A 21088-nucleotide genomic window follows, 5' to 3' on the forward strand; every position below is an offset into this window, starting at 1 on the left:
CGTGACGCCCATGCGTGCCCTTTCGCGCACAGCGAGTTGCTGGCTGGCCGCGGCCCTGCTCGCCTGTGCCGCGATGACGGCGCGGGCCGCTGCGCTGGATCCGATCGAACTGGCGTCCGGCGTCTACATGGTGGCTGGCACCGGCGGCGAGCCGGACGGCGCGAACCTGGGCCGCGTGGGCAACACCGGTTTCATCGTCGGCCGCAAAGGCGTGCTGGTGATCGACACCGGCACCTCGTATCGGCACGGCCGCGCGCTGCTCGATGCGATCCGCGGCGTGACCGACAAGCCAGTGCGCCTGGCCATCGTCACGCACACGCGGCAGGAGTTCCTGTTCGGCGCCGCGGCATTCCGCGAGCAAGGCATTCCGGTCGCGATGCATCAAGCCGCCGCCGGCCTGATGGCCTCACGTTGCGAAACCTGCCTGAAGACCCTGCGTGCGACCCTGGGTGAAGACGAGATGCGCGGCACGACGATGTTCGAGCCCGACATCCGCTTCACCACCCCGCCCGGCCTCGACGCGGCCACGCTGATCGGTCGGTCGATCCAGGTGCTGTATTTCGGCCATTCCAGCGGCCCCGGCGATGTCGCCGTGTTCGACCCGGTCACCGGCACGCTGTTCGCAGGCGGCCTGCTGGATGCCCAGCGCATTCCGGATGTGTTCGACAGCGACCTGCCGGCCTGGGGCGAGGCGCTGCACACGCTGCAGGCGCTGCCGCTGGAAGTCATCGTGCCCGGCCACGGACCGGCCGGCACCAAGCGGCTGGTCACGCAGACCGAGCGCTACCTGGATCAGCTGACGACGCGCGTGCGTGCGCTGCTGACGGCCGGCGCGCCGTTGAGCGAGGTGCCTGACGCCACCGCGCTGCCCGAGTTCGCAGCCTGGGACCAGTACGCCACGGTGCACAGGCGCAATGCGGCCCTGGTCTACCTGCGCTATGAGCGCGAGCAGCTGTTGAAGTAGGAGTTTCGAAGTCATGCCGTCGCCGATCAAACCCCTTCCCCTCTCTTTCACCCATCGCCAGCGCCGCGCCTTCATGCTCGGCGTGGGCGCCCTGCCGCTCGCGATGGCGCCCTCGGTGCGCGCGGCCATCGGCGGCCTGCCGAGCAACACCGGCCCGGCCGATCTCTCGCCCGAATGGGAACTGCTGCGCGGCCGGATTTTCGGTACGCGGCCGATCACCACCGGTGCTGCCAGCCGCGTGCAGCTGATCGCCCCGCTGCGCGCCGCCTACGGCGCAGCGGTGCCGGTGAAGATCGTCTCGCAATTGGCGCAGACGCCGGAGCTGTACGTGAAGCGCATGCACCTGCTGGTCGACAAGAACCCGTCGCCACTGGCTGCCACGCTCGAACTGACGCCGGAAGTCGGCCAGGCCGATTTCGAGACGCGCCTGCGGGTCGACGAGTACAGCCACGTGCGCGTCGTCAGCGAGCTGTCGAACGGCGAGCTGCACATGGACTCACGCTACGTGAAGACCTCCGGCGGCTGCTCCGCGCCGCCGAACCGCGACACCCCCGAGCTGATCGGCAGGACGATCTTCAAGCTTCCCGGGCCACCGACGATGGACGCACCGACCACCGCCGATGTGACGGTGATCCACCCGAACGACACCGGCTTCGAGCTGAACAACGTGACGGTGATGTTCATCCCCTCGTACTTTGTGCGCACGATCGCCGTGAGCTATGCGGGCCGAAAGATCTTCGATGCCGATCTCGACTTCTCGATCAGCGAGAACCCGACCTGGCGCTTCAACTTCGTGCCGCATGGCCCGGGCGAGCTGCGCGCCGAGGTCTCCGACTCGAAAGAGCACCATTTCACCGGCTCGCTGAAGGTCGGATGATGGCGCGCCCCCGCCTGGGTCGGCTGTTGGCACGCGTTTTCTGTGCCGCGATGATCACGCTGCTCAGCGCCGCCACGCATGCCCTCGGCATCCCGCCCGCCTACGAACCGCTGGTCGTCGAACCTGGCGGCGGCCCGGAGCGCGCCGAGTTCGATCTCGGGCCGGCGCTGGCGCGTGCCCAGCGCGAGAACAAGCGTCTTTACGTCTACCTCGGCGCGAGCGACTGCCCGTACTGCCGACGCTACGAGAACTTCCTGGCCAAGCATGCCGGGGAACTGGTGTCGCACTTCAAACCCTGGATCGTCGTCGACCTGCGCAGCGCGCTGTCGACGACGGCGAACAAGCTGTTCATCCGCGTGGGCAACAAGTCCCTGCCCTACCTCGAGTTCCAGCGTTCAATCGGCGACGAGCGCACCCGCATGCTGGTCTATCCCAGCGTGTGGTTGTTCGACCCGCAGCTCAAGCCGCTGATGCAGATGCCCGCAGGCACAGGCACCTTCGAGACCGTCGAGGAACAGCTCGAAATCTTGCAACTGGTGCAGTAGCGCAGCGGTCGCGCCAGGCGGCTGACTGGCTTGCCGAAAGTCCCACCAGCTTGCCCGGCCTGGCGGGGGCACGGCGCGGCGGCGCATGCGCGGTGGCGAACGCCGGCGTGAGTTGAGGCTGCGCCCCATCTCGATGGATGCCAATCGGCGCCCCCGCCTCTCGATGCCACGTGACCGGAGCGTGAGGTCCGTGCAGCCAACCCAGTCGTGCCAAGATTCAGCACTTTTTGATTTGGACGATGGCCAAATACTTCTGGACTAAACGGCATTGTGAATCCGGTTCTCGCTGGGTATCGTTTTTCCATCGCAACTCAACCAATGGAACGAACCATGAAAACCGTCCTCATCACCGGCTGCTCTTCCGGCTATGGCCTGGAGACCGCCCGCCACTTCCACGCCAAGGGCTGGAACGTCATCGCTACCATGCGTACTCCGCGTGAAGACGTCCTGCCCAGGTCGGACCGCATGCGCGTCATCGCGCTGGACGTCACGAACTCCGAGAGCATCGCCGCCGCGCTATCGGCTGCGGGTCCCATCGACGTGCTCGTCAACAACGCGGGCATCGGCGTCATCGGCGCCTTCGAAGCGACGCCGATGAGCACTGCTCGCGAAGTCTTCGATACCAACACATTCGGTGTCATGGCCATGATGCAGGCGGTGGTGCCCCAGTTCCGCGAGCGCGGCACCGGCGTCATCGTGAACGTGACGTCCAGCGTCACCCTTGCCTCCTTCCCGCTCGCCGGTGTCTACACGGCCAGCAAGACGGCCGTGGAAGGCCTCACCGGCTCCGTCGCCCATGAACTGGGTGCCTTCGGCATTCGCATCAAGCTCGTCGAGCCTGGCTATGGCCCCGGCACGCGCTTCACCGAGAACGGCGGCGCCCGCATGCAGGGCCTGATTCCTGAGGCCTACCGGCCCTTCGCCGACCCCATCTTCACGGCGTTCGCGAACCCCGGCCCCGTGACGACTGCGGCTGATGTCGCAGAGATGGTGTGGCAGGCCGCCCACGACACATCCAACCGCCTGCACTTCGCCGCAGGCCCGGACGCCGTGGCCCTGGCACTGGCCAAGGCCGCGTAAACCGACCGCTCGTTGAGCCGCTCACCCAGCGCCCCAACGCGCCTGACGCGCGAGACCTATGCTGCAAGGTGTGTCCAATGACCGTCCCAGACGAGCGACGTGCGATGAGTGACCCGCTGACCGAAGTCGTCCACCTGCTGCAACCGCGCGCCGTCTTTGCCAATCTCATCAGCGGCAAGGGCGACTACGCGGTGCGCTACGCCGAGTATGGCCAGCCGAGCTTCTGCATCATGTTGAAGGGCACCTGCAGGCTCGCCGTCGACGGGCACGAGGAAGTGACCCTCAATGCAGGCGACTTCGTGCTGCTCCCTTCCACGCCACCTTTCACCATCTCCAGCTTCACGCCGGCACCGCTACCCGTCCACATCGACCCGAAGACAATGCCTGGCGGTGCGGGCGAGCGTCGCTACGGCGCGCTGGGAGGCGAGCCCGAGATGCTGTCGCTTGGGGGCGCCTTCCTCTTCGATTGCGCCAACCCGAAGCTGATCGTGTCGCTGCTCCCGGGCGTCGTGCATGTACCGGGCGCGACTCGCCTGGCGCAGTTGGTGCAGATGCTGGGCGACGAGTACATGGACCCAAGGCCAGGCAACGAGTTCATGCTGTCGCAGCTGGCAGGCATGATGCTCATCGAAGCCATGCGGTGGAGCACGACAGGTCGTGCGCCTCCGGGTTTGCTGCGCGGCCTGGGGGACGAACGCCTTGCGCCCGCGCTGCAGCAAATGCATGCGCAGGTGGATCGACCCTGGACAGTGGGTGAGCTCGCGGACGTTGCAGCCCTCTCGAGGTCGGCGTTCTTCGACCGCTTCAGCCGGACCGTCGGCGTTCCGCCGATGGCGTACCTGCTGTCCTGGCGGATGGAGCTTGCCAAGCAGCTGTTGCGCAAGGACCTGGCGATTGCGGAGGTGGCGGAGCGTGTCGGCTATGCCTCCACAAGCACGTTCAGCACTGCCTTCAGCCGCCACGTCGGGAAGGCGCCTCGGCTGTACGCCCGAGAGGGAAGCTAGGTCGACGGTGCGCTCAGCCGGCGCGAGTTCTTCGCGTCGCGGAACACCAGCGGATGTTCGGTGACAGTCGCCAGGCCAGCCTCGGCGCGTTGCACGGCCTCCTGCACCTGGCCGTGGTGCGGGCTCTTCACGCACACCGGGTCGGCCACCGTCGGATCGTGCGCGATCAGATACGCCTGGCAGCGGCATCCGCCCAGGTCTTCCTCGCGGTGTTCGCAGCTGGAACACGGCTCCTTCATCCAGCCGGTGCCGCGGTAGCGGTTAAAGCCTTCGGAGTCGAACCAGATGTCGCGCACCGAGTGCTCGCGCACGTTCGGGAAGCTCAGGCCGGGCAGCATTTTCGCGGTGTGGCAGGGCACGGCGGTGCCGTCGGGCGTGACGGTCAGGAACATGCTGCCCCAGCCGTTCACACACTTCTTCGCCTTGCCCTCGTGGTAGTCGGGGGCCACGAAGAAGATGCGCATGCGGTCGCCCAGCTTCACGCGCCAGGCATCGGCCACGGCTTCTGCGTGCTGCAGTTGCGCACGCGTGGGCAACAACGCATCCCGGTTCTTGAAAGCCCAGGAGTAGTACTGCGTGTTCGCGAGTTCGAGGTACTCGGCGCCCAGCTCGGCCGCCATGCCGATGATGCGGTCGATGTGGTCGATGTTCAGGCGGTGCAGCACCACGTTCATCACCATCGGCCAACCCTGGTCCTTGATGGTCTGGGCCACCCGGTTCTTCAACTCGAAGGTCTTGGTGTGCGAGAGGAAGTCATTCATCTCGCGGGTCGAATCCTGGAACGAGAGCTGCACATGGTCGAGGCCGGCGGCCTTGAGCGCACGCGCCCGCTCCACGGTCAGACCGACGCCGGAGGTCAGCAGGTTGGTGTAATAACCCAGGCGCCGCGCTTCGGCGACGATCACCTCCAGGTCGTCACGCAACAGCGGCTCGCCGCCCGAGAGGCCGCACTGCACGGCGCCGAGTTCGCGGCCTTCGCGCAGCACACGCAGCCAGTCCTCGGTCGACAGCTCCTCGGGCTGGTTCGCGAAATCGATCGGGTTGTAGCAGAACACGCAGTGCAGCGGACAGCGGTAGGTCAGCTCGGCGAGCAGCCACAAAGGTGGCCCCGGGCGCGGTGACATTGCTTCGTTCATTCCGCTCATTCCCACGTCAGCCACTTCTGCTTGCCAGCGATCTCGACGAACGACTGCACCTCGGGCCCGAGACCCTTGACATTGAACGCCAGCTCAAGTTCGCCGACGATTGCCTCGATGCTGCGTTCGCCGTCGCAGCGCAGCATGATCTCGCCGGCGCTGCCGTTGAGCTTGACCATGCCCTCGGGGTACAGCAGCACATGGCAGTTCTGCGCCGGCTCCCACTGCATGCGAAAGCCAGCGCCGATGCGCGGCCGGATGGACGTCGGCAAAGCCGTCATGCCGACACCCCGTACTTCAATGCGATCGCATCGTTCATGGTCCACAGGATGTCGAGCTTGAACTGCAGCACCTCGAGCGCGCGCTCCTGCGCGGCGCGGGTGCTGAAGTGCGCGAGCGTGACCGAGAGGCCCTGCTCGACATCGCGCCGCGCCTGGCTCACACGGCTGCGGAAGTAGTGCAGGCCTTCGGACTCGATCCACGGATAGTGTTCGGGCCAGGTCGCGAGACGCTGCTTGTGGATCTCCGGCGCGAACAGTTCGGTCAGCGACGAGCACACCGCCTCCTGCCAGGGTGCGCGACGCGCGAAGTTCACGTATGCGTCGACCGCGAAGCGCACGCCGGGCGTGACGTGGCGCAGGTCGGTGACCTCGTCGCGACTCAGGCCGACCGCCTCGGCCAGGCGCAGCCAGGCTTCGATGCCGCCGGCATCGCGGATGCCGCCGAGCTCGAAGCCGTCGTGGTCGAGGATGCGCTGCACCCAGCCGCGCCGCACGGCCGGATCGGGACAGTTGGACAGCACCGCAGCATCCTTGATGGGAATAGCGATCTGGTAGTAGTAGCGGTTCGCCACCCATCCCTGCACCTGCTCGCGGGTGGCGCGCCCGCCGTTGAGCATCAGGTTGTACGGGTGGTGGATGTGGTACGCGCGACCGCGTTCGCGCAGCTTCGTTTCGAACTCGGCGACACCCCAGGCGGGCGCATCGGCGGGCACGGCTTCGCGCCGCGCTTGGAGGATCTCGGCCTTCATCGGCACCTCAGAGTTGGATCAGCATGCCGTCCTCGCAGACCTCGATGCGTGCAGCAGTCAGCGCCGCGCGCTCGTCGGAGTCTTCGTCGAGGATGGGGTTGGTGTTGTTGATGTGGATCAGGCAGCGCCGCGTGTGCGCCGGCAGCTTCGCGAACCACTCCATCATCCCGCCGGGGCCGGACTGCGGCAGGTGGCCGATGTCGCGCGCGGTCTTCTTGCTCAGGCCCAGGCGCGGCATCTCGTCGTCGGTCCAGAAGGTGCCGTCGACCAGCAGCGCATCGGCACGGGCCATCGCGTCGAAGACCGGTGGCGTGATCGCGCCGAGGCCAGGCGCGTAGAACACGCTCGCGCCGGTCTTCTCGTCGCTGATCAGCATGCCGATGTTGTCGCCTTCCACCGGGTGCTCGCGGTGCGGCGAATAGGGCGCCGGCTTGCTCGACAGCGGCAGCGCGCGAAAGCTCAGGCCCGCAACGCCGGCCACGCGGAACGGCGTGCCATCGAGCCCGATGCGATGCCGCTCGACACCGCAATAGTGGCCGAGCACACGCAGGATCGGGTTGCCCTGGCTCAAGTCCTCGGCGACAGGGTCGGTGCACCACAGCGGCAGCGGCGAGCCGCGCTCGCGCAGCATGAACAGGCCGGTGGCGTGGTCCACCTGCCCGTCCATCAACACAACGCCGGCGATGGCGGTGTCGCGCAGCGCGCGCGCGGGCTGCAGTTCGGGCCGGGCGCGGATCTGCTCCAGGATGTCGGGCGAGGCGTTGAAGAGCACGCCGTCCGAGGCATCGTCGGGCCGCACGAAGATCGACGACTGGGTGCGCGGCTTGCACCGCACACTGCCCGACCGGACGCCGGCGCAGTTGCGGCAATTGCAGTTCCATTGCGGGAAACCACCGCCGGCGGCAGACCCGAGCACGCTGATGCGCATTGTTTGTTGGACACCGGAAAGGCGCGCGCTTGCGCGTGCCTTGAAAGAGGAAGGCACCGAGCCACGCCTGCGCGCAGCGCCGGTGCCGGGTTCGTCAGCGGGCGCTGACGTACATCGTGATCTCGAAGCCGAAGCGGAAATCAGCGGCGGTCGGGGTGGTCCATTGCATGGCAAGTCTCCGGAAGTGAATGACACGCAGGCCGGTCGACCTGCGCAAGGATGCAGCTTGCATCCCATGGTGAAGGATCGCTCCCCAAGCCGCTGCGCGCCAGTCGCTGCACCATGATTCGCGCCTCATGATTTTCATGATTGCGACCGAGGGTCGACCCGGTTCCTGCGTCGTTCGCGAATGTGTTGGCGGGATCGGTGGTTACCATGGCGCGTGCTCACCTTCCCGACCTGCGGGGCTCCGCCGCCCACGCCATGACCTTGCGCCTGAAGATCAACCTGATCGTCGGCGCGCTGACGATCCTGTTTGTCGCGGCCGTGCTCGCGCTGCAGCTGCGCAGCATGCGCGAGTCGGTGCACGAGGAGGTGGTGGCCGCCAACCGCGTCGCCACGCAGCTGCTGCAGCGCAACACCCTGCTCTATGCGGCCCAGGGCACGCCGGCGATGCTCGCCTACCTGCAGGGCATTGGCCGCGTGCGCTCGAACGACATCGTGCTGTACGACGGGCAGGGCCAGGTGCTGTACCGCTCCCCGGCGTCCACCTACAAGGCAGGCCGCGATGCGCCCGACTGGTTCGAGCGGCTGATCGCACCGGCACCTTCGGTGCAGTCCATCGTTTTCCCCGGCGGCAAGCTGGTGACGCAGTCCAACGCATCGCGCGCCGCGATCGACGCCTGGGACTACCTGCTCGTGCTCGGCGCCGGCGCGGCGGTGCTGCTGGCTGTCGTCAACGCGCTGGTGTTCTGGCTGGTCGGGCACACGGTGCGGCCGTTCGGGCAGATCGTCGGTGCACTCGAGTCGCTGGAGGCCGGTCGTTTCGACGCGAAGCTGCCGCCGCTGCCCGGCGCCGAGGCGAGCTTGATCGGCGCGGCCTTCAACCGCATGGTCGGCCGCCTGCGCCAGAACATCGAGACCGAACGCCGCGCCGCGCTGGCCGAGAGCCGGCTGGTCGACAACCGCGAACTCACACGCTGGATCGAGCGCCAGCTCGAACAGGAGCGGCGCCTCATCGCGCACGAGCTGCACGACGAGCTCGGCCAATCCATCACCGCGATGCACAGCATGGCGATTTCGATCGCGCAGCGCGTGCGCGGCCTCGATGCGCAGGCAGAGCAGGCGGCGCGCACCATCGCCGACGAGTCGTCACGCCTCTACGAAGCCATGCACGGCATCATCCCGCGCCTCGCGCCGCTGACGCTGGACAACTTCGGCCTCGCAGACGCACTCGGCGACCTCGTCGAACGCACGCGGCGCAGCCAGCCAGGCGCAAGCATCGAGCTGCAGGTGGGACTGGGCGATGCGAGCCTGGCGGCCGATGTCGCGCTGGCGCTGTACCGCGGCGCGCAGGAAGCCGTGACGAACGCGCTGCGACATGGCCACGCGACGCACATTTCCGTGTCGATGCGGCGCGAGGCCGACGCCGCGCTGCTCACTGTCACCGACAACGGCCAGGGCCTGCCGGCCGCACCGGCGCCGAGCGGCCACCATGGCCTGCGCTGGCTCGCCGAGCGCACCGAGGGCCTGGGCGGCAGCTTCCGGATCGCCAACCGCACGCCGCAAGGCGTCGAGCTGCAGGTGCGGCTGCCGTTGGCGGAGGCAGGCGCCACATGATCCGCGTGATGCTGGTCGACGACCACGCGCTCGTGCGCATGGGTTTCCGCATGCTGCTGGCCGACGCGCAGGTCGAGGTGGTGGCCGAGGCCGACACCGGCGAGCAGGCCTGCGCCGACTACGCCCGCGTGCGGCCCGACGTGGTCGTGATGGACCTCTCGATGCCCGGCATGGGCGGGCTGGAGGCTGTCAGGCGGCTGATCGCACAGGACCCGAAGGCGCGCATCCTCGCGCTCTCGGCCTTCGAAGACACCGCACACCCGCGCCGCGTGCTGCGTGCCGGCGCGCTCGGCTACCTGGCCAAACGCAGCGCGCCCGAGGCCCTGATCGCCGCGGTGAGCTCGGTCGCGGCCAACCGGCCCTACGTGGACGCGCACACCGCGCAGGCGCTCGCTGTTGCCGAAGTGAGCGGCGGAACCAGCCCGGCCGAGACGCTCAGCGAACGCGAGTTCTCAGTGTTCGTGCAGCTCGCCCGTGGCCTGAGCGTGGCGCAGATCGCCGAGAACCTGAGCCTCTCGCAGAGCACCGTCGGCACCCACTTGTTCCACGTCAAGCAGAAGCTCGGCGCCAGCAACCAGTCGGAGCTGACGCTGGTCGCGCTGCGTTGGGGGCTGATCGAGGCCTGAGAGCCTGAGGCGGCATATTCGGGTCTACCCGTATATCTGGCATGTTTGTTGCGCTGCCCCCCGCATGGCCGGCTCCCGGCCGCCGAGGGAGCGTCCGACATGCGCTGGTGGTTCGTCACCTTCATCCTGCTGCTCGCAGCGCGTGCCGCCGCTGCCGACGAGGGCATCCTCGGCGTGCTGGCGCGCTCGCAGCTCGCACGTCTGGACAATGCCCCCTCCGCCGACCCGGCCGGTGCGCGCGCCCAAATGGTGCGCGCCAGCCTGGAGACCCTGGCGCGCGCGCTGCCACTCAGGCACCAGGTGGAACTTCGCGTGATCACGGGCGAGACGGTTGCCGAAACACTCCAGGGCCGCATCCTGCTGGCGAACGAATCGCTGGCCGATCTGAGCGAAGGCGAGCGGCTGTTCATCCTCGCGCACGAGCTCGGGCACATCGAGCTGCGTCACTGGGAACAGACACAGCAGCTCTACCAGAAGTGGGTGCCCGGCGCGGTCACCCCGGACCAGACCGAGCCGGTAGCGGCATTGCTGGGACGCGATGCCTCGGGGCTGGGCCATCGCCAGGAACTGGAGGCCGACGCTTTCGCGCTGCGCACGCTGCACAGGCTCGCGCTGGGGTCAAGTCAGCCCTTGCAGGACGCGAGCACCGCGCTGACGCATTTCGGCGTGATCCGCGACACGCCCACCCATCCCGGAACGGGCAAACGGCTCGCAGCGATGCGAGCCGTTGATGCACAGCAACCGGCCCGGAGGCCGGGCGAAATTCAGGCGACGACGCGGAACGAGCTCATCGACTCCGTCAGCCTGCCCGACTGACCCTTCAGCGACTGGGCCGCTGCCGCGAGTTCCTCGACGAGCGCGGCGTTCTGCTGCGTCATCGTGTCGATCTGGGCAATCGCGCTGTGCACCTGCTCGATGCCGTTGCTCTGTGATTGACCGGCGTCGGCGATGTCGGTGATCAGGGACGACACGCGCTTCACGCTTTCCAGAATCTCCTTCATCGTGCGCCCCGCGTCGTCGACCAGCTTGGAGCCGGCCTCGACCTTCTGGGTCGAGTCGCCAATGAGGGTCTTGATCTCACGTGCGGCGGTCGAGCTGCGCTGCGCGAGACTGCGCACCTCGGAGGCCACGACCGCGAAACCGCGGCCATGCTCGCCGGCCCGTGCCGCCTCGACCGCGGCATTCAGCGCCAGGATGTTGGTCTGGAAGGCGATGCCGTCGATGACGCCGATGATCTCGGAGATCTTGGTCGCGCTGCCGTTGATCTCGCCCATCCGCAGGATCACGTCGCGCATCGTCTTCTCGCCGCGCGCTGCGACCTCGCTCGATTGCGTGACGACGGTGCGTGCCTCCTGCGTGCTGCGGGCATTGCTCTGCACCGTGTTGGCAAGCTGATCCATCGAGCTGGCGGTCTGCTGCAATGCGCTGGCCTGGCTCTCGGTGCGGGTCGAGAGGTCGAGGTTGCCGTTGGCGATCTCCTCGGAGGCGATGTTCACGCCACCGACCGTTTCGCGCACCGCCAGCACGGTCTTGCGCAGCTTCTTGCGCATCGAATTGAGTTCGGCGCGCAGCCACGAGATCTCGTCCTTGCCAGGCGAGTCGATCACGCTTTCCAGGTCACCGCCGGCGATGCGGATCACGCATTGCACGGTCGATTCGACCGATTCCTTGATGCTGCTGCGGATCAGCATGCCCGCAAGCAGCGAGAACGCGCAGCCACCGAGCGCGGCAAAGCCCATGAACCAGACCGCGGAGCTTGCCGGCATCCCACCTTGCAGCGCCCATGCGCCACCAGCGCAGATGCCTGCGATGATGACTGCGGTGCAGCCAAAGCCAATCGTCACCCGGCGCACCAGGCTCACTCTGCGAATCCAACTCATGTGTGTCTCCGATAAACACCGCGATCGGCATCCCGTGCTTGCGATGCCCTGTTCTTTGTCGCTGAGGGGAGTTTCGGCCGCATTGGTTTCGACTTAAACAAATAAGTCACGCCACGCGGTCGCTGCGTTCAAGGGGGACCTGACGCGAAACGGCAGGTCTGGGGGCGCGCATGAGGAAACGCCGGGCCGCCCCAAGTTTTCTCATCCCCCTCGGGGGGCCTGACGCAAAGCGGCAGGTCTGGGGGCGCCATCAAGCCGTGTCGATGATCGGCCAGCCCGCCTGCAGCGCGTGCTGGCGCAGGCGGGTGTCCGGCCGCACGGCGACCGGGTTCGAGACCGCGCCGAGCAGCGGCAAGTCGCTCGCCGAATCCGAATAGAACCAGCTGTGCTCGAACGCCGCCAGGCCATCCGCGCCGCCGGGCATCTGCTGCGCCAGCCATTGCTGCACCCGCGTGACCTTGTGCTCGCGGAAGCAGGGCAAACCGTCGATGGCGCCGGTCAGCGCACCGTCCGGGTGGCCATCGGCGGTCGCCGCCTCGGTCGCGACGACATGCGCAATGCCGAACAGGCGAGCGCAGGGCTCAGCGATGAAGCGGGTGGTGGCGGTGACGAGGGCGCAGAGCTCGCCAGCGGCTAGGTGGCGCTGCACCAGCGCGCGCATGGCCGCAGGCACGCGAGGGCGCAGCACACGCTCGAATTCGTTCGCCCACTGCGCCAGCCTCACCCGCGGCACGCTCGCCAGCGGCGCGACGCTGGCGAAGTGCATCGCGTGGATGTCCAGCGTGCCGGCCACGTACTGCCTGCAGTAGCCGAGGTAGGTTTCCTCGGCCTGCGCGGGCAGAACGCCCCGCCCGACCAGGAACTGCGTCCAGGCCATGCCACTGTCGAACGGGATCAGCGTATGGTCGAGGTCGAACAGCGCGAGGTTCACCGGCGTACCTTCGTGCTGCGCACTGCGGTGCGAGCCCCTTCGGACGGCCGGGCGGGGCTCACTGGCATACCTTCGTGCTGCGCACTGCGGTGCGAGCCCCTTCGGACGGCCGGGCGGGGCTCATGCGGAAACATGCCGCGGCAGCACCGCGAGTTCGGCGGGCAATGCGCCGCGCAGGGCGTTGCACACGACGATGCGCTCTGCTTGCGCGAGATCGGCGCGCGTCAGGCTGCGCTGCTGCGCGTTCCAGGCCGGGTCGTCGAGCAGCACGCCACGCATCACGCCCGGGAGCGCCCCGTCGGTGATCGGCGGCGTCCACCAGCGGCCATCGATGCGAACGAACACGTTGCTGCGCCCGCCTTCGACGAGCCGGCCCGCACGGCTGAAGAACAAGGTATCGAACGCGCCGGCGCTTTCGGCCGTACGCACGCCGGCGTCGTAATGCTGTCGACGCGTGGTCTTGTGGGCCGCGAGCGCGTCGGCCTCGGGCAGCGTGTCACCGCCGAGCAGCAGCCGCACCGGGCCGGCAGGCAGCGGGGCGAGCGGCGCGTGGGTCAGGCTGATGCGTCCGCCGTGGGCCAGCGCCAAGCGCAAGCGCGTCTCGACGGCGGCACCGGGTTCAAAGGCCAGCAGCTTCTGCAACACGGCCTCGCGCTCGAACGCGAAGCCGAACACGCGCGAACTGTGGGCGAGCCGGGCGAGGTGACGCTCAAGGTGCTGCACGCCCTCGCCCGGGCGCCACAACATCGTCTCGAAGAGCTCGAAGCCGGGATCGAGGCCGGTCAGGAAACGTGCCTTCAGGCGGCATTCGTCGAACTCGTCGTCCGCACGGCTGTCGAGCACGATGCCGGCACCCACGCCGATGCGCATCGCGCGCAGGCCACTGGCCGCGGCGCCCAGCGTCAGCGTGCGGATTGCGACTGAAAGGCAGAAGTCGCCAATGCGCGCTTCGCCGGCCGGCGCGCCACGTGGTGCGTCGATCCAGCCGATCGCGCCGCAGTAGAGACCGCGCGGCGTGCTCTCGAGTCCGGCGATCAGTGCCATCGTGTGGTGCTTGGGCGCGCCGGTGATCGAGCCGCACGGGAACACGGCGCGCAGCAGCTCCGGCATGCCGACTTCAGGACGGATCTGCGCCTGCACCGTCGAGGTCATCTGGAACACGGTGGCATACGGCTCGATCGCGAACAGCGCCGGCACGTGCACCGAGCCGGTCTGCGCGAGCCTGCCAAGGTCGTTGCGCAGCAGGTCGACGATCATCAGGTTCTCGGCGCGGTTCTTGATGTCGAGGGCCAGCAGGCGCGCCGATTCGCTGTCGCTCTCCGGTGCGGCGACACGGGCGGCCGTGCCCTTCATCGGGCGCGCCGTCAGCAGGCCAGCCTCGTGGCGCAGGAACAACTCGGGCGAGAGCGACAGCACATGCGTGCTCGCCCAGCCCGCCGGCAAGGCGATGAAGGCACCGTAGTCGACCGGCTGGCGCGCGCGCAGCCGCCGGTACAGCGCGATCGGCGAACCGAAAGCCGTGCCGTTCATCCGGTAGGTGTAGTTGACCTGGTAGGTCTCGCCGGCGCGGATCGCCTCGTGGATCGCCTCGATGGACCGCGTGAATTCGGCGCGGTCGACGCTCGCCTCCAGGTTCATGGTGCCGACCGGCTCGTCCGCACCGGAGGTGTCGTGCTCGGCGAGCCAGGCATCGACCGCGTCGCGAGACAGGTGCGTCAGCGTGCGGAACATCAGCACGCGCAGCGCGCGGTCCTCGCCCGGCTTGTCGTCGCCAGGCCGGACGCCGGCCTTCAGCAGCTTCGCGCCCCACTCGTAATCGGCCAGCAGCACCGCGTGCAGCCCTGCGCGCAGGTCGGCATCGACCTGCGCCCAGGTCGCATCGAGCAGCGCCGGGTCGGCGCACACATGCGCGCGCTCGAAGTCCTCGTACAGGCGACTGCTGGGCCGCGCGTTTGTCGCGGCGCGGTCATCGAGCAGCGCGAAGCAGGCCATCGTCAAACGCCCGGCAACACTCAAGACCAATCGTCCATGTCGTGCTTGATCTTGTGGCGGTTGGCGATCAGCTCCTCCACCGACGGCTCGTTGTTGAGCGCACGGCGGATCGCGAGCATCGTCGCCTCGTGGTTGGTGCGGTACATGTCCTGCTTGTCCAGGTTCGGATCGGTCGCGCAGCGGGGGTCGATCCAGACCAGGCTGATGATGCACAGCTCGTTGGCGATGTCCCTGGGGATGATGCCCTCGATCAGGCAATCGACCACCGCGTCGGCGGTGGCGCTTTGCACCACGCCGCCGAACAGGTCGATGTTCGCGAAGTCCTTCAGCGTGACCTTGGGCACGACGATGGTGGCGGGCCGCACCAGCTGGTTGCAGGCGCGGATGGCGAACATCGCGGTGTGGCCCTTGCTCTGCGCCATCATGTTGGCGAAGGCCTGGCCGACCGGGCCGCTGGTGCGGCCGATCAGGATCTCGGGCATCGCATCGGTGAACTGGCCGTCGCGGGCCAGCACGGTCGCCTCGCCGGCGTGGAAGAGGTAATCGTTGCTCATCGTGGGTCTTTCGTCAGAGGAATTCTCAGGTGCCGCGCGCGGCACCGCAGCCGCAAGCCTACACGGTGACGATCAACTCGCCGCGACCATCGGCCGCCAGGTCCCCGAGGTGGCGCGCGGTGCGCCGCGCCTGCAGGCCGGCGAAGGGTCCGCCGTGGCGGGCGATGTCGCGCGCGATCAGCTGCCACGCGACCGCTGCGTCGACCAGTGCCGGCACGAAGGTCGGCGGCAGGACCGGCGCCGGACCGGCGAACACGACGCTGCCGCGGCGCATGCCGTAGCCCACGTGCGCGCCGACTTGCCCACCGATGGCGATGGTGCCCGCGACCAGCCGCGATGCGAGGAAGTCGCCAACATTGCCGAACACCAGCACCGTGCCGCGCCGCATGCGGTCTGCAAAGCGATCACCGGCGTTGCCGCGCACGATCAGCGTGCCGCCGCGCATGCCGTCCATGCTGCCAGGCAAGGTGCTGGCGGCGTGGTCGCCGACATTGCCGGCGATCGTCAGCGTGCCGCCCGCCATCTCGCAGGCGGCCAGCAAGCCGGCGTTGCCCTGCACCTGGACATCGCCACCGGTCATGCAGGCGCCGACGTAGTCACCCGCCGGGCCCGCGATCACGATCCGCCCACCGGCGAGCTGCCAGCCAATGCGGTCGAAGCGCGACAGATCACCCTCGAACACCAGCTCGCTGCCCGCCTCGGGCAAGTCGTCGCAGGCGACCGAGAAGAACTCGGCGAGCGGCACGGTCTGCATGCCGTGCGTCACGGGCAGCCGCTCGATCTGCGTCAGCGTGAGCCCTGCGAGTGCTGCCGGTGTCACGCCGCGCAGGTCGACCCGCAACGCGGGCGCCTGCTTCAGGACGAAGCGCACGCGGCTCATTTCGTGCCCCCGGCGGCATCGAGCAGCTTGTGCAGATGGAAGTGGTAAGGCCCCAGCTTGCCGCCATAGTTGCCGGCCGAAACCCGCAGCATCCCGCCGGCCGCGCCGATCTCGACGCAGGCGTCCATGCCCACGCGCATCGCCGCGCCGACATCGGCCTCGGTGAGGCCATCAATCACGATTTCGAGCACGCAACGCACCTCGGGCGTGAGTTCGGTCCTGGCCACGAGGCCGTAGAGGCCGGGGCAGAAGGCGTCGTTGGTCGAGGCGCTGAGCGCCGCGTACTTGCTGCCGACCTTCGAGCCCGAACGCACCACGCCACCGGGGAACGGCATCACCACATTCGGCAGGCGCTTCATCGCGGCCACCGCGGACTCGGCGGCATGCAGCGCAGCCTCGGTGTCCGTCGCGAGCATCAACAGGTTGCCGCCGCCGACCGATTTGGTCACCGCTGTGGTTTCCTGCGCGACGAACTCGCCGTCCATCACCGGCACGCGCCAGTAGCGCACGCCGTTGATCAGCTTCGAGATTTGCCAGCCGTCGCCGAAGAAGCGCAGGTTCTTGCCGAGCGCGATGGCCTCGCCTTCGCTGATGCCGGCGAACACGGCGGTGGTCGGGCAGGTCAGCACGCATTGGCCCACCCGGCGCTCGACCTGCTTCGCGAGTTCCTTGCCGGACATCGAGAAGATCAGCAGCGAACAGCCAGGGCGGCCGTCGGGCGTTTCTTCCGGGCCGAGTTCGCGTTCGATGCCGGCCTCGCAGCCGCAGGCGATCACCGAGGTCGCGAAGCCGGTTGCACTGGCGGCTGCGTGCCGGGCCCATGTCATGTTGTGGGCGGTGACGATCAGGCGCGTGGCCTTCATCGGGAAGGCTTCGGCAAAGGTGTCGTCGATGACGACGCCGTTGATCACACGTGAATCGGTCACGGGCTGACCTCGAAGCACGCGGCCGGCAGCAGGCGCCCACCGTTGCAGCAGCTGCACAGCTCATCGTGGCCGATCGCCAGCTGATCGAAATTCACGCCGCCATGCGTGGCGAGGTGCTTGCGCAGCATGGTCTCGATGCTGCGGTCGTATTCGGGCGCGACGAAATGCGTGCCGCCAACCGGCGCGGCGGTGATGCGCCCTGCCTGCGCGACCAGCGCGCCGTCCTTGAAGACGTAGGCCGGTGTCGCGAACATCGCCTCGCGATCCGCGTCCTCCCGGTACACCGCGATGTCGGCTGCCGCCCCTGCTCCGAGGTGGCCGCGGTCGGTCAGGCCGAGCAGCCGGGCCGGCGCGGCGCGCGTCATGATCGCGATCTCGTAAAGCGAAAGCTCGCGGGTGATCGATTTCAGCGCCGCGTTCGCCGCCACATCGGGATGCAGCTTCGCCAGTTGCTCGGCGCGGAAGCTGCGGTCCATCAGCAGGCGGATCAGGTGCGGGTAGCTGGTGAAGGGGCCGCCGTTCGGATGGTCGGTGGTGAGCACCACACGCCAGGGGTCGTTCACGAGCAGGAAGATCTCCAGGCCGATCGCCCATTGCAGCGCATTGACGAAGTTCTGGTCGCGATAGCGGAACGGCACCACCCCGCAGCCGGCCTCGCACTCGATGTCGGCACCGATCCACTTGCGCGGATTCGCGAGGTTCGATTGCGCGTGCTGGCGCATCGTGTCGCCAGAGGCGGTGACGGTCTGGCCGAACATGATCTGGCCAACGTCGATGCTCACATTGGGGTGCGCGTTGACGGCCTCGGCCAGCTGGATCGCGGCCGACGAGAACTTCTTCGGCCCTTCGGTGCCGTAGGCGTGGAACTGGATGTGCGTGAGGTGGGCAGGCAGGCCTTCGAGCGCCGCGATGGTCTCCAGCGTGGACTCGATGTTGCCGGCCACGCCGAGGTTGCTGCCGTGGATGTGCAAGGGGTGCGGCACGCCGAGCTCGCGCAGCGCTTTCGCCAGGGTGTGCACCACCTGCCGTGGCGTGACGCGCCAGTGCACATGGTCTTCGTCCACATTGAGCTTGCGCTGGTTGAACTTGAAGGCCGAGATGCCACCCGGGTTGACGACCTTGATGCCCATCGCCTTGGTGGCGTTGATGGTCCAGCCCGCGTAGTCGCGGATGCGCTCGAAATCTGCGCCGCGACTGAGCATTTCGAGGAACAGCTCGTCGTTGCCGAGCATCACGTAGGCGCCATGGTCGAGGATGGGCGTGTCGCCCATTTCCATGTGCGTGTGGCGCGCGTTGCAGGCCATCATGGCCGGCTCGAACGCCGCTGTGTAGCCCATTTCCACGTAGCGGTAGCCGGTCGCGAGCGTGCCCGGCGTGCAGCCGCCGCAGGAGGCGAGTTCGAGCGGGTTGTCGGGCAGCGCGATCGGGTTCGGACCGCTGCGTTGGAACTCCGGCAGCAGCATGCGCGCGAGGTTGACCTTGCCACCGCCGATGTGGGTGTGCATGTCGATCCCGCCGGCCATCACGATGCAGTCGCTGACGTCGATCTCTTCGGTCGCCACCTCACCGGGCGCAAGTGCCACGATGCGGCCATCGCGCACGAACAGGTCGCGCGTTTCGCCGTCAACACCATTGGTGGGGTCGACGATGCGGCCGCCGCGCAGGCGCAATGTCTTCGTCATGTGTCGGCCTCAAGCGGCTGATGAGGCGGCTGTTGCAGCGCCTGCGTGATGCGCTTGAGCACATCGGCCACGGCAGGCAGCGGATCGGCCTTGAGCGTTCGCAAGGGCATGAGGACCGAACCGTCCGTGCGGAACAGGTGCCCGGCAGATCCAATGCCGGGTGTCGCCACCGGGATGAACACGGTCCCGCTGATCCGCGCTGCATCGGCAAATGCCGGGTGGCCGAGCACGATGCGCGGCAAGTCGGTCTGCGGTGGCCCTGGCTCGCCGCCAAAACTGGCGATCCAGAGCAGCGCGTCGACTGCGCCATCCGCGAGCAGGCGCTGCGCATCGAAGCGCAGCGGCTCGTGCTCCAGGCCGGCCGGCGAAGCGCGGGAGCGCAGCGGCAGGCCGCCGAGCCAGGTGAACACCGCGTTGACGGTCGAGGCGCCGTCGCCACCGCCCAGCGGCAAGGCGGCGGCGCGGGTCTTCAAGTTCAGCGTCGAGACGATCCGGTTGATCGCTTCGATGATCAAGGCGGCCTGGGATGGCATCTGCCCGGCTTCGTACACGAGCACAGCGTACTTCGCCAGGTGCAATTCGCCAGCGAGCTTGCCGAGTGCTCCGGCCGCCGCATGGGACGCAACGGAGCGGCCGGCAACGCTGGCCGCGAGCATCGCCACCGTGTCGAACAGGTCGGCGTCGAATTGGACGATCTCAAGTCCCGCGATGGCAGGCGCGGCGGCCTGGCCCGCGGCCGGCTGCAGCAACACCAGCCGCGCGGCGCCGTCCTCGCCGATGCCGCAGCGCCGCAGGAACTCCGGGTGGCGCTCGCTGGGCATCGAGCCGACGCAGACGATGAGGTCGGCGCGGGTGCGAACCTCGGCCAGCGTGGTCGTGAAGGCGCCGCGGTCTTGCAGCGCGCGCAGGGACTGCATCAGCGAAACGCCGCCGGCCGGATCGCAGATCGCACCGGTGCGGCATGCCAAGGGGTAGAGCGCGCGGGCACCCGCCGCGTCGGTGCCGAGGCCACCGAACAGCGGCTGGCGGCTGGCGGCAAGCAGGCGCGCCGCCGCTGCAATGGCCGCCTGCGTTTCGCAATCGACACCGTCGATCTGCGCACGCACGGCTGGCGCCTGGGCTGGGCTGAATCGCGACAAGCCGGTGCGTGCGCGGGCACAGTCGCTGCCCTCCAGCACCCACGCACCCTCGCCCTCGACGACAGAGAAGCTGTCGCACAGCAGGGGGCAGAACGGGCAGGTCCAGGGCGCCGGGGCGTGGCTGGAAGACGATTCGAGGGCGCTCATCGGGCAGTTACCACGCAAGCGATGTGCCATTCATCGAGCACAGCAAGCGACACCCGCCTCGGCAGGTGCGCCGCGGACGGGCAAGGCCAAGCCGAGCCCTGTTGCATGACCGTTTCTGGAACACACTGTGGCGCTTTTGACGGATTCGACGGCGTCTCCAGCCGGCACCGCGATGGCACGATTCGTGATCCGATCCGGCCATGACAGCGACACCGCTCTGGCCACGCCGCCCCGCCAATCAACGAGGCTGGCGCGGCAACTGGAGATCGTGCAGCGCGCTCGCGACCAGCCAGGCGCCGGCCCCGGCAGCGTGGGCGCGGGCCAGGTCATCGCTGCTGCGCACGCCGCCGGCGCCCACGAAGGTCGTGCCCGGCGCGGCGCGGTGCAGCGCGGCCATCGTCTCCAGATCGGGCCCGGCGCCGGAGCCAACCCGCTCCAGCGTCATCACGATCACACGCTGCGGCCACAGCGAGACGGCGTCCCAGCAACCGGCCGGGTCGAGGCGCTTCCCGTCGCGGCGATCCAGCGACAGCACCGCGCCGGCGGCGCCGAAGCGGCTGCAGCAGTCTTCAAGCGCGGCCCGCGAACGCAGCGATTCACTGGCGAACACCGGGACGATGCGCTTCGCATGCGGCGCAAGCTGTGCGCCAAGCGCCGAGGCTGCATCGGCATCCGCGAAGCCCGCATCGACCCACAGCTCAATGCCGGCCAGCGCGCCGAGCAGTTCGCGCAGCAACCCGTGTTGGGCTGAGCCGCCCGTCAGCGCGTCCAGGTCGGCCACGTACAGTTGGCGCGCCGCGCAGTGGTCGACCAGGATCCTCGCGACCGTCAACGGGTCGCTGCTCGCGCACAGGGCCGACTCGATCGGCCGGTATGCCTGCCGATCGCCGCGCACAGCGCGCACGACCCGGCCCTTCAACAGATCGATCACCGGAATCAGGGTCATGCTGCCGTTCATTTCAAAGTCTGTGGTCACGTGGGTCGCCTG

General features: G+C 68.3%; 22 protein-coding genes. 8 read left to right on the forward strand and 14 right to left on the reverse strand.

What is annotated here, in order from left to right:
• The first annotated feature begins 10 nt into the window (after positions 1-10).
• The 5 genes from AC3WR5_RS03455 (at position 11) to AC3WR5_RS03475 (ending at position 4470) form a co-directional block, all read left to right on the forward strand.
• Positions 11-964: an MBL fold metallo-hydrolase gene (locus AC3WR5_RS03455; protein ID WP_492481881.1), complete on the forward strand. Its 954-nt coding sequence runs from the start codon at positions 11-13 to the stop codon at positions 962-964.
• Positions 965-977: 13 nt separating this feature from the next.
• Complete coding sequence (locus AC3WR5_RS03460) at positions 978-1841, forward strand: quinoprotein dehydrogenase-associated SoxYZ-like carrier (RefSeq protein ID WP_492481883.1); 864 nt, start codon at positions 978-980, stop codon at positions 1839-1841.
• 50 nt (positions 1842-1891) lie between these two features.
• Positions 1892-2386, forward strand: coding sequence for a thioredoxin domain-containing protein (locus AC3WR5_RS03465; protein WP_492481885.1), 495 nt, complete (start codon positions 1892-1894; stop codon positions 2384-2386).
• 330 nt (positions 2387-2716) lie between these two features.
• Positions 2717-3466 carry an SDR family oxidoreductase gene (locus AC3WR5_RS03470; RefSeq protein WP_492481887.1) on the forward strand — a complete coding sequence of 250 codons (750 nt, stop codon included), beginning with the start codon at positions 2717-2719 and terminating at the stop codon, positions 3464-3466.
• Positions 3467-3570: 104 nt separating this feature from the next.
• The gene (locus tag AC3WR5_RS03475) at positions 3571-4470 is read left to right on the forward strand and encodes an AraC family transcriptional regulator (RefSeq protein ID WP_492481889.1); all 900 of its coding nucleotides are present in this window, start codon (positions 3571-3573) and stop codon (positions 4468-4470) included.
• Here the strand turns inward: AC3WR5_RS03475 and pqqE are convergent.
• From pqqE to pqqA, 5 genes are all read right to left on the reverse strand, one after another.
• Complete coding sequence (pqqE, locus tag AC3WR5_RS03480; RefSeq protein ID WP_492481891.1) at positions 4467-5594, reverse strand: pyrroloquinoline quinone biosynthesis protein PqqE; 1128 nt, start codon at positions 5592-5594, stop codon at positions 4467-4469. The genes AC3WR5_RS03475 and pqqE overlap by 4 nt on opposite strands.
• Positions 5595-5611: 17 nt before the next feature.
• On the reverse strand, positions 5612-5887 hold the full coding sequence (gene pqqD / locus AC3WR5_RS03485; protein WP_492481893.1) for a pyrroloquinoline quinone biosynthesis peptide chaperone PqqD: 276 nt from the start codon (positions 5885-5887) through the stop codon (positions 5612-5614).
• Entirely contained in the window at positions 5884-6636 is a 753-nt protein-coding gene (pqqC, locus tag AC3WR5_RS03490) for a pyrroloquinoline-quinone synthase PqqC (RefSeq protein WP_492481895.1), read from the reverse strand. The genes pqqD and pqqC overlap by 4 nt, the downstream gene beginning before the upstream one ends.
• A gap of 7 nt (positions 6637-6643) precedes the next feature.
• Positions 6644-7564 (reverse strand): pyrroloquinoline quinone biosynthesis protein PqqB, encoded by a 921-nt coding sequence (gene pqqB / locus AC3WR5_RS03495; protein WP_492481897.1) that lies wholly within the window; start codon positions 7562-7564, stop codon positions 6644-6646.
• 94 nt (positions 7565-7658) lie between these two features.
• Complete coding sequence (gene pqqA / locus AC3WR5_RS03500; RefSeq protein WP_141288184.1) at positions 7659-7733, reverse strand: pyrroloquinoline quinone precursor peptide PqqA; 75 nt, start codon at positions 7731-7733, stop codon at positions 7659-7661.
• Between the two features lie 254 nt (positions 7734-7987).
• Here pqqA and AC3WR5_RS03505 point away from each other — a divergent pair, with 254 nt between their 5' ends.
• The 3 genes from AC3WR5_RS03505 to AC3WR5_RS03515 all read left to right on the forward strand — a co-directional run bounded on the left by AC3WR5_RS03505 (position 7988) and on the right by AC3WR5_RS03515 (position 10785).
• Positions 7988-9343: an ATP-binding protein gene (locus AC3WR5_RS03505; protein WP_492481899.1), complete on the forward strand. Its 1356-nt coding sequence runs from the start codon at positions 7988-7990 to the stop codon at positions 9341-9343.
• Positions 9340-9969, forward strand: coding sequence for a response regulator (locus AC3WR5_RS03510; RefSeq protein WP_231012083.1), 630 nt, complete (start codon positions 9340-9342; stop codon positions 9967-9969). Before AC3WR5_RS03505 ends, AC3WR5_RS03510 begins: the two co-directional genes overlap by 4 nt.
• Positions 9970-10068: 99 nt before the next feature.
• Entirely contained in the window at positions 10069-10785 is a 717-nt protein-coding gene (locus tag AC3WR5_RS03515) for a M48 family metalloprotease (RefSeq protein WP_492481901.1), read from the forward strand.
• Here AC3WR5_RS03515 and AC3WR5_RS03520 read toward each other — a convergent pair.
• The 9 genes from AC3WR5_RS03520 to AC3WR5_RS03560 all read right to left on the reverse strand — a co-directional run bounded on the left by AC3WR5_RS03520 (position 10734) and on the right by AC3WR5_RS03560 (position 21046).
• Positions 10734-11849 carry a methyl-accepting chemotaxis protein gene (locus AC3WR5_RS03520; RefSeq protein ID WP_492481903.1) on the reverse strand — a complete coding sequence of 372 codons (1116 nt, stop codon included), beginning with the start codon at positions 11847-11849 and terminating at the stop codon, positions 10734-10736. The two genes, AC3WR5_RS03515 and AC3WR5_RS03520, sit on opposite strands and share 52 nt — an antisense overlap.
• Before the next feature lie 250 nt (positions 11850-12099).
• Positions 12100-12780, reverse strand: coding sequence for an HAD family hydrolase (locus AC3WR5_RS03525; RefSeq protein ID WP_492481905.1), 681 nt, complete (start codon positions 12778-12780; stop codon positions 12100-12102).
• A 120-nt stretch (positions 12781-12900) separates the two neighbouring features.
• Positions 12901-14772 (reverse strand): aminodeoxychorismate synthase component I, encoded by a 1872-nt coding sequence (pabB, locus tag AC3WR5_RS03530; RefSeq protein WP_492481907.1) that lies wholly within the window; start codon positions 14770-14772, stop codon positions 12901-12903.
• A gap of 20 nt (positions 14773-14792) precedes the next feature.
• Entirely contained in the window at positions 14793-15326 is a 534-nt protein-coding gene (gene fae / locus AC3WR5_RS03535; RefSeq protein WP_141291436.1) for a formaldehyde-activating enzyme, read from the reverse strand.
• A gap of 58 nt (positions 15327-15384) precedes the next feature.
• Positions 15385-16206, reverse strand: coding sequence for a formylmethanofuran dehydrogenase subunit C (locus AC3WR5_RS03540; protein WP_492481909.1), 822 nt, complete (start codon positions 16204-16206; stop codon positions 15385-15387).
• Positions 16203-17132, reverse strand: coding sequence for a formylmethanofuran--tetrahydromethanopterin N-formyltransferase (gene fhcD / locus AC3WR5_RS03545; protein ID WP_492481911.1), 930 nt, complete (start codon positions 17130-17132; stop codon positions 16203-16205). Before fhcD ends, AC3WR5_RS03540 begins: the two co-directional genes overlap by 4 nt.
• Positions 17129-18814, reverse strand: a complete 1686-nt coding sequence (locus AC3WR5_RS03550) for a formylmethanofuran dehydrogenase subunit A (protein WP_492481913.1) — start codon at positions 18812-18814, stop codon at positions 17129-17131. The genes fhcD and AC3WR5_RS03550 overlap by 4 nt, the downstream gene beginning before the upstream one ends.
• Positions 18811-20100, reverse strand: a complete 1290-nt coding sequence (locus tag AC3WR5_RS03555) for a molybdopterin-binding domain-containing protein (protein WP_492481915.1) — start codon at positions 20098-20100, stop codon at positions 18811-18813. Before AC3WR5_RS03555 ends, AC3WR5_RS03550 begins: the two co-directional genes overlap by 4 nt.
• A gap of 238 nt (positions 20101-20338) precedes the next feature.
• Complete coding sequence (locus AC3WR5_RS03560; protein WP_492481917.1) at positions 20339-21046, reverse strand: HisA/HisF-related TIM barrel protein; 708 nt, start codon at positions 21044-21046, stop codon at positions 20339-20341.
• Positions 21047-21088 lie beyond the last annotated feature (42 nt).

It is taken from the genome of Ideonella sp. FW305-24, from assembly GCF_058788035.1.